At 41.6% G+C, this 8,485-nt stretch carries 8 protein-coding genes and 1 pseudogene; 6 read left to right on the top strand and 3 right to left on the bottom strand.

Annotated elements, in window-relative coordinates; all coding sequences use genetic code 11:
- Positions 1–116: pseudogene (locus LC653_RS04410) on the bottom strand (IS630 family transposase); the annotation flags it as partial.
- Here LC653_RS04410 and LC653_RS46740 point away from each other — a divergent pair.
- The 5 genes from LC653_RS46740 to LC653_RS04385 all read left to right on the top strand — a co-directional run bounded on the left by LC653_RS46740 (position 111) and on the right by LC653_RS04385 (position 2,336).
- Positions 111–704 (top strand): PIN domain-containing protein, encoded by a 594-nt coding sequence (locus tag LC653_RS46740; RefSeq protein WP_504828424.1) that lies wholly within the window; start codon positions 111–113, stop codon positions 702–704. The pseudogene LC653_RS04410 and the gene LC653_RS46740 overlap by 6 nt on opposite strands.
- Positions 705–795: 91 nt before the next feature.
- Positions 796–1,254, top strand: coding sequence for a retroviral-like aspartic protease family protein (locus LC653_RS04400; protein WP_229492815.1), 459 nt, complete (start codon positions 796–798; stop codon positions 1,252–1,254).
- A 163-nt stretch (positions 1,255–1,417) separates the two neighbouring features.
- The gene (locus tag LC653_RS04395) at positions 1,418–1,615 is read left to right on the top strand and encodes a hypothetical protein (protein WP_229492813.1); all 198 of its coding nucleotides are present in this window, start codon (positions 1,418–1,420) and stop codon (positions 1,613–1,615) included.
- Positions 1,602–1,943 carry a type II toxin-antitoxin system PemK/MazF family toxin gene (locus LC653_RS04390; protein WP_229492811.1) on the top strand — a complete coding sequence of 114 codons (342 nt, stop codon included), beginning with the start codon at positions 1,602–1,604 and terminating at the stop codon, positions 1,941–1,943. The genes LC653_RS04395 and LC653_RS04390 overlap by 14 nt, the downstream gene beginning before the upstream one ends.
- Positions 1,944–2,003: 60 nt before the next feature.
- The gene (locus LC653_RS04385; RefSeq protein WP_229492809.1) at positions 2,004–2,336 is read left to right on the top strand and encodes a low molecular weight protein tyrosine phosphatase family protein; all 333 of its coding nucleotides are present in this window, start codon (positions 2,004–2,006) and stop codon (positions 2,334–2,336) included.
- Positions 2,337–2,734: 398 nt separating this feature from the next.
- Here the strand turns inward: LC653_RS04385 and LC653_RS04380 are convergent, their stop codons facing one another.
- Together LC653_RS04380 and LC653_RS04375 are read right to left on the bottom strand one after the other, a co-directional pair.
- On the bottom strand, positions 2,735–4,339 hold the full coding sequence (locus tag LC653_RS04380) for a 2-isopropylmalate synthase (protein ID WP_229492807.1): 1,605 nt from the start codon (positions 4,337–4,339) through the stop codon (positions 2,735–2,737).
- 95 nt (positions 4,340–4,434) lie between these two features.
- Positions 4,435–4,956, bottom strand: a complete 522-nt coding sequence (locus LC653_RS04375) for a LabA-like NYN domain-containing protein (protein ID WP_041565194.1) — start codon at positions 4,954–4,956, stop codon at positions 4,435–4,437.
- Between the two features lie 886 nt (positions 4,957–5,842).
- On the opposite strand from LC653_RS04375, the gene LC653_RS04370 reads away from it, so the two are divergent.
- Positions 5,843–8,203 carry a CHASE2 domain-containing serine/threonine-protein kinase gene (locus LC653_RS04370; protein ID WP_229492806.1) on the top strand — a complete coding sequence of 787 codons (2,361 nt, stop codon included), beginning with the start codon at positions 5,843–5,845 and terminating at the stop codon, positions 8,201–8,203.
- Positions 8,204–8,485 lie beyond the last annotated feature (282 nt).

Below are 8,485 nucleotides of genomic sequence, written 5' to 3'. Positions count from 1 at the left end.
TTGACATTACCTGTTTCGGCTTTGCGCTGAAACCACAAGTTAATCGTGTTGCGACTGATATTGAACAGAAGGCTTGCCTCACACTTCTTGAGACCGTCCAACTCAATCGCTTGCATGACTTTTTGCCGGAAATCATCACTCTCTTGCTTTGGCCATTGAAATGGGGTAGACGCAATTGGAACTCTTATAGTCTACGTCCTAATCTTCATGGCTATAGCTATATTTGCAACGCTACGCCTTTGATTAACTTCGCTGCTATCAATCGTCTTGATATTTTACAGGCAGTGTTTGGGACAATTGTTATACCCCAAGCGGTCTATAATGAAACTACAGGTTCAGCCTTCCTAAGTTCACAATTTATATTGCAAGCAATTGCTTCTGGATGGCTACAAGTTTGTCCTGTCTCAAACATAGCAGTCAGCATCCCCCCAGAGCTAGATGATGGGGAGCGAGAAGCCATTGCCTTAGCTCTCGAAACTGGTGAGCTAAAGATTTTGTTAGATGAACGAGAGGCTCGCCAAGTAGCTAAAAATTTAGGATTACAGGTAATTGGTACTCTTGGCATTCTCTTGTTAGCAAAAAATAGAAAAATTATTCCTCAAGTACAACCACTACTTGATGCCATGATTGATATTGCCCAATATTGGGTCAATGCTACACTCTATAAACAAGTCTTACAGCAGACAGGAGAATTAGTTGAGTAGTATCTTTGAGAGGGCAAGCCGAAAGTTTTCTTAGCATTTTTGCATATTTGTGCATTGCTCAAAAATACTGTATTTTCAGGAGTTTGCTGAAATGGGTAAACTGGTACTGCCAAATCTTCAAGGTAAGCAAATGGGGCAAGTAATAGTTACCCTCACTGTCACGAATCGAATTGATCAAGTTTTGGCACAGCGAGGCTTTATTTCTCCAGAGGAAGTTCGCTCTTGTATTTTGGATAATGTTTTAGTTGATACGGGTGCAACGTTGCTGTGTTTACCTGCTAGCATTATTAGTCAATTAGGTTTAGTCCAAGGTGGAGAAGCGCAAGTAGAAACTGCTGCTGGAGTGCAGCAGGGGCGAATTTTCCGAGATGTTGAACTTAGTATTGGAGAACGTCAAGGAACCTTTGATTGTTTGGAACTCACAGAAGTACCATATCCCCTTTTGGGTGTAACGCCAATGGAAGTTTTAGGGTTAGAACCAGACCTTAAAAATCGGAAGTTGCGGGTTTTGCCGATGAATTCTGAGCAAACTTATCTGAGTGTATTGTAAGCGATCGCTTATTCTTGGCGTAGTTTTGGGATTGTCTGTGGTGCGATTGCTTGTCTTTTGCGATCGTTGAATAATTTGAAGACTTGTTTGTAGAGCAATCTCATCGAACAGAATGTTTATATAGGGTCGTGCTATGCTATTTGGGTGTCTAATAAAGAGAGTCATGACTGCTCCTGTGGAAGAATTATTAAGCACCTTTGATCGTCTGCCAGAGTCAGAGAGACTGGAAATAGCTCTGGAGATTTTAAAAAGGGTCAGACATTTGGACTTTCCATATTTGTCAAATGAAGATTTGGTTTGGAATGCAGAAGAACTTTTTTTGGAGTTAGATCGGCAAGAAGCTTTCTATGAGCAGCCCTGATCGTGGAGAAGTTTGGCTTGTCGATCTTGGCTACACAGCAAAAGTCAGACCATGCTTAATTATCAGTATTCCTGCCCTAGAACAAGATCGAGCACTAGCAACCCTAATTCCTCATACGACTAGCTCACGCGGTTCAAGATTTGAGGTGGCGCTAAAGGTAAACTTTCTCCGAGCAGGAGTGTTTGACGTACAAAATATTATTACAATTCCACATGCAAAGTTACTTCGAAAATTGGGAGACTTGACACCAGAACAAATAGTTGAAGTTGAAAAAGTATTACTCTTTTGGCTGGGATTGGAGGAGAGAGATTTTGAGAGCGATGAGTAGTAAATAGGTAAAAATCCTGGATTCAAAGGCTTATAAAATACTATTGCTTCATATTAATTAATGAAAAACCTCTTATTTATCTGTAGCCATAATAAATTGCGAAGTCCCACTGCCGAGGCTGTGTTTTCTGAATATGAAGGACTTGAAACGGACTCGGCAGGTTTGGATCGCTATGCCCAAGTACCAGTTTCAACGGAAGCTATTATCTGGGCTGATATTATTTTTGTCATGGAGAAGTCACATAAAAATAAGCTATCGAAAAATTTTCAGCCCTTTCTTAAAGATAAAAAAATTATCTGTTTAGATATACCAGATGAATATGAGTATATGGAACCAGCTTTAATCGAATTGTTAAAACATAAAGTGCTACCCATATTAAAAATTAAAAAATGAATATTCAGGAAGCTTTTAATGCTGCCGGAGTAAATTACGATAACTTATATTATGTCCGCTTAATTACTTATTAAACCCGGAGAACCCCACCCCGCCAAAGCTGTGCTTTGTCTCCCCTCCTGCTTGCGGGGAGCAGGGTGGTTTCATACAAGCAGAGAAAAACTAAAACTGGGTTTCAAAGCCTCTCTCCGCTTCGGGGAGAGGAATGGAAGTGGGGTAAAAAGCTATGTCACAAAACGAGAAATCAAGACTTATGTATTTTTCTTTTTTCGTATGAAACCACCCTGCCTCCTGCTTGCGGGGAGGGGTTGGGGGTGGGGTTCTTTACTCCTCCCCAAAGTCGGGAAGGAGTTTTTTCGCATCAGTTAAAAACAAGGTGCGGTGCTTGTATTATGATCTCAGACTTTCTGTGCAGATACTTCCTCTGGCTTTTCTTGCTTTTGCAACGCAGAGTACAGCCTATTGAGCGCATTTACATAAGCTTGCGCGGATGCCACGATGATATCTGTGTTCGCTGCATGACCAGAAAACACTTTAGATTCATAACGTAAACGAATCGTCACTTCTCCAATGGCATCAATACCGGCTGTTACTGACTGCACAGAAAACTCAATCAACTCGTTGGGCACATTCACCACACGGTTGATGGCTTTGTAAACTGCATCCACTGGGCCAGTACCGATCGCAGCATCGGTTAATTCTTCACCTTCTGGGGTACGCAAAGTAACTGTAGCAGTAGGACAGGCGTTGCTACCACAGGAAACTTGCACCAATTCTACCCGGAACAAATCGGGTGCTTGTTGGATTTCATCGTTAACGATCGCTTCCAAATCCCAATCAGAAATATCTTTCTTTTTATCTGCTACTTCTTTGAATCTGACGAAGGCTTTATTTAACTCAGTATCTGACAGTTCAAAGCCTAATTCTTTCAACCGGGTGCGGAAAGCATTTCTGCCTGAATGTTTGCCCAAAACTATTTGATTGTCTGTTAAGCCAATCAATTGGGCATCCATTATTTCATAGGTGAGTTTGTTTTTTAGCACACCATCTTGGTGAATCCCAGACTCATGAGCAAAGGCATTCGCCCCAACGATCGCTTTATTTGGTTGTACCAACATTCCCGTCAAATTGGAAACTAAGCGTGAGGTTTTGTAAATTTGCCTAGTATCGATATTTGTTAAGGATTCTTGAGATTCTTCTGGTCTTCCCAAATAAGGATTAAAATATTGTCGCCGCACATGCAACGCCATCACCAATTCTTCTAGTGATGCATTTCCGGCTCGTTCGCCAATCCCATTGATGGTACATTCTAGTTGGCGTGCGCCATTTTTCACGGCTTCTAAAAAGTTAGCAACTGCCAAGCCTAAATCATTATGACCGTGAACGGAAATAATCGCTTGGTCGATGTTGGGCACATTTTCGATAATGCCCTTAATGATTGCTCCAAACTCGCTAGGGGTTGTGTAACCAACAGTATCGGGAATGTTAACTGTTGTTGCACCAGCTGCGATCGCTCGCTCTAACACTTGGTAAAGAAATTCTGGATCGGAACGGGCCGCATCCATCGGCGAAAATTCTACATCTGTCATGAAGGACTTGGCATAAGCTACCATTTCTTCGGCGATCGCTAGCACTTCTGCCCGTGACTTCCGCAACTGATACTCTAAATGGATATCAGAAGTCGAAATAAATGTGTGAATTCTGGCGTTAACTGCTGGTTTTAATGCTTCTGCGGCTGCCTCAATATCTGCTTTAATCGCTCTTGCCAAACTGCAAATTACCGGCCCATTTTCTGTCCCCACAATTTTGGCAATCTTGCTGACTGCTTCAAAATCTCCGGGACTAGCAAAGGCAAAGCCTGCCTCAATTATATCCACACCCAGACGCGCCAGTTGCTTGGCAATAACTAGCTTCTCGTCTATATTCAGAGTTGCTCCTGGACACTGCTCTCCATCTCGCAGTGTAGTATCAAAAATGATGATTCGATCTGTTTTGTTTGTCATTTGCGGTTTGTTCTTTAGTTTTTACTTGTGGATGAAAATATCTTCAACCTTAGTTTTTCTTTTACTCTTACCTTTGTAAATAATTGCTAAGAATACTAACCTTCTGTTTTTTCTATTTGATCTCTGATATCATTTAAATCTATATATCTGTCAGTAGCATTCCGTAGTTCTCTAGCTATCATTCCTTCTGTCGAAACTACTGTAATATGTGTATTTTTTGAGCGTAATAGTTCGATTGCTCTTTCAAAATCTCCATCGCCACTGAATAATACTACTCGGTCATACTGGTCTACTGTATTAAACATATCTACAACAATTTCAATATCTAAATTCGCTTTTTGCGAGTAACGACCAGAAGTATCATCATAATATTCTTTAAGAATTTTAGTTCTGACTGTATATCCTAGACTAATTAGAGCATCTCTAAAACCTCGCTGATCTTGTGGGTCTTTTAAGCCAGTGTACCAGAATGCGTTAATTAATGTTGTTTCTGATTGCTCATGTTTGAAGTATTCTAAAACTCGCCGTGGGTCAAAAAACCAACCATTTTTTTGTTGAGCATAGAACATATTGTTTCCGTCTACAAAAATAGACAGACGATTCATTGGAGAACCCATACAAATTTACACCTAATAATATAAATGAATTTAGATGGAACAATAGATTATAGCAATTTTCAAATGCCTTGTTTGCTAATATCTATAAAGTAATTCTTCATCTGTAGCTTTTATCCTACCTCTTTCAAGGCATAAAAACGCCTGCAACATTAGAGTTGAGATACTGGGTGCTAAACCTTATTCACCTCCGACACTGCAAGAGCCACCCTGTGAGCAAAATCTACCAATAAAATTGAACTAGTAACAGCATTCATAACTGTATAACACTAAATTTTACTCCTAAAGAGGTATGGCATAGGCTTAGGGTAGGATATAAGTTAATGCCTATCTATAGGTTTTGCTTTCAGTATCAGGACACGCTTTGTGGGGAGTACCAATATTGCGCCAAAGACAGAAGACGGACTTGGGACAGCTTCTGGTAAAACCCCAGTTAAGCTAACGCGCCTACATATTGCACTATTTTCCGTGTAGACCGTCATTAGTCATTAGTCATTAGTCATTAGTTATTTGTGTTTACCAAGGACAAAGGACAAAGGACAACCTCACCAGTTGATGTGCAACTTAAATGCGTAACAGCTTAAGAGCGTACTTGTTGGTTAGGTTAGGGTAAAATCTCGCCGCAACCAACTACAGAGACGAAGTATATCCGGCTATAATCTGTGAGAGAATCACTCTTTTGTAACTCACTCAACAGAAAAATAATAATTTAGGCAGTACCTAAGTAGGAATCTCTTGGGGCTACCTTTGCCAATAAAAGTTTGTTGATGAATAGAAGATACTTTACAAATGTATAAGATTGTCATTTAAGTCTTATTTCTATGTGCTTGTACTAAAACGTGGTCTGAATAAATAAAAGTGTTGGACTTAAATCAATCAGTAACACGATATGGCAGAAGAACCTACATCTACCTTAACTAAAAACTATGTCTCTGCTGCCAATAGACACTCAAGTAAACCGACAAAGGTAACGTCAACAGCATCGGCTCGTCAGTCTAGGTGGATGCTTCGCTTAGGTCATCTCCTCGCTGGCGGTTGCGTAGTGGGTGCAGCAGTGCTGAGTGCTTCTGGTGGGAAATTAGTTCAATTGATCGAGAATAAGGCGCTTTCTGCCTTTTTCCAAGTACGTGGGCCGATTTTGCCTCCAGAAGACATCGTAATTTTAGCAATAGACGATCAGTCAATATCAGTTCCCGCACAGTACTATAAAACAAATCCGAAACAGTATGCTTACCTAGAAACACTTCAATCTTATCCTTATAAACGCGCTGCTTATGCTCAGGTACTTACAAAGTTAATCAAAGCAGGTGTCCGCTCTGTAGCGGTAGATGTAGTTTTTGACACACCTAGCAGTTATGGAGCTACTGACGATCGCCAACTCCAGGCAGTATTGCAAAAATATGGCAGCAAAGTTACCTTAGCAGCCGTCTACGAAAATTCCCAAACGCACCAAGGGTCTTTTATGCAACTGATTGACCCACAACAGATGTTTCATACAGGGTCAGTGTCCATTGGCTCAGTTAATTTCCCCTTGGAGGCAGATGGTAAAGTTCATCGATTGGCGAGTGAGTTTTCTAAGTTATTAGCTGAAGATAATTTGATCGAAAACCTACCCTCTTTTGATGAAGCAGCACTGAGGGCAGCACGAGTAAATTATCCCCCACCAAAGGGCGATCGCATTCATTTTTGGGGTTCTGCGGGTACATTTGAGCAAGTACCATTTTGGCATGTCCTCGACCCGGAAAACTGGAACACCTATTTGCAGCAGGGTAAGGTCTTCAAAGACAAGATAGTGCTGATTGGTGCAACAGATAAGTTACACAATGATTATTATCCAGTCGCTGCTAGCAACAGCGCTAAACGCATGTCGGGCGTAGAAATTCACGCCAATGCAATCGCAACTTTGATGCAAGGTAAAGCGATCGCTCCAGGAATTACCAGTCTACCGTTGCGGGGTTTGTTTGTGCTAATTATAGTTGGCAGTACAGCCTTGATGATTAGCAGACGCAAGCGTAGTATCAATAGATTTCTCTATAGCCTCGCCCTCTCTGGCACTTGGGTAGGAATTAGCTATGGGTTATTTGTTCATGGTCAGTTAATATTTCCCACTACTGTACCAATGATTGCGATCGCTATGATTGGATTTTCTTATCTGGGAACCTCATTAGTGAGAGAAAGCATCAAAAAACGCCAATTAGTAGACATTTTTCAGAAATATAAAACTTCCGCCGTTGTCCAAGAGATTATCAGCCAACAAGATGACTTGCAAGACCTAATCCAGCAAAGAGATTTAGCCTTATCAGGAAAAGTCCTGGCTAGACGTTACAGAATTGTCAAAGTTCTCGGTTCCGGTGGATTCAGTGAAACCTACATTGCCGAAGATACCCAACGTCCTGGAAATCCGCGATGTGTTGTCAAACAATTAAAACCAGCTAACACCAAACCAGAAGCCTTGCAACTTGCCAGACGTTTATTTAACTCAGAGGCGCAAACACTCGAAAAATTGGGAACACACCCTCAAATTCCGCAACTTTTGGCGTATTTTGAAGAAGATGAAGAATTTTATTTAGTACAAGAACAGATCATTGGTCATCCTTTAAATCAAGAATTGCCAGCAGGTAGAGCAATTGATGAAATTGCAGCAATCAAAATTGTCAAGGACTTATTGCAAACATTAACATTTGTCCATAAAAACAATGTGATTCACCGGGATATTAAGCCCAGCAATATCATGCGCCGACATTCAGACGGTAAACTGATCCTGATTGACTTTGGAGCCGTCAAACAAGTCAGTACAAGACAGCTTGATCATCAAGAGCAAAGCCCCTTCACCATTGGTATTGGTACTCAGGGTTACGCACCAAGCGAGCAATGTTTTGGGCGTCCCCACTACAGTAGTGATATCTATGCAGTCGGCATGGTTGGGATTAAAGCCCTGACTGGTATAGCACCCCGTGAGCTACTTAGAGATGCTGATGGAGAGATAAAATGGAGCGATGCCTACGGCGGTAAACTACGCGCCCAGGTGAGTCACTCCCTCGCTCAGATTCTCAGTAAAATGGTGCTGGATGACTTCAAACAGCGATATCAGTCTGCATCAGAGGCTCTTGAGGATCTTAAAGCTTTTGACGATGTTGTAAGTTTCCAAAGCATATACCCCATGCTACAGAATGACTCATTAATGAATACTTTAGATGACTTACGCGCTCCCACAAAATCTAGCTCAGAAGCATCCTCAGAAACTACTTGAGAAAGACGCGGGCCGTTTCGGATAAGCTGGGGAGGCAGGGGAGGAAAAAGAAAGAGTTATTCGGCAATAATTCTTTCTCCCCCTGCTCCTCCTCTCCCCCTTGTCATGTCTTCTTCATATCATGTCCGGGTAATTCGTTATGATTTTATAGTCATTGCACCCCACACGCCAGATGCTCCACTTGGGGAGACCCCAAGACCGCACTGGCTCCCCTTAATCCCCTCCCTGATGCTTTGCTACGGTGTACACACAAGTATCACCAGCATAGGTTTCAATTCTAGT

Origin of the sequence: Nostoc mirabile CHAB5784, assembly GCF_020829645.1 — a bacterium.
GTDB lineage: Bacteria > Cyanobacteriota > Cyanobacteriia > Cyanobacteriales > Nostocaceae > Nostoc > Nostoc mirabile.
This window is presented reverse-complemented; position numbering and strand designations above follow the sequence as displayed.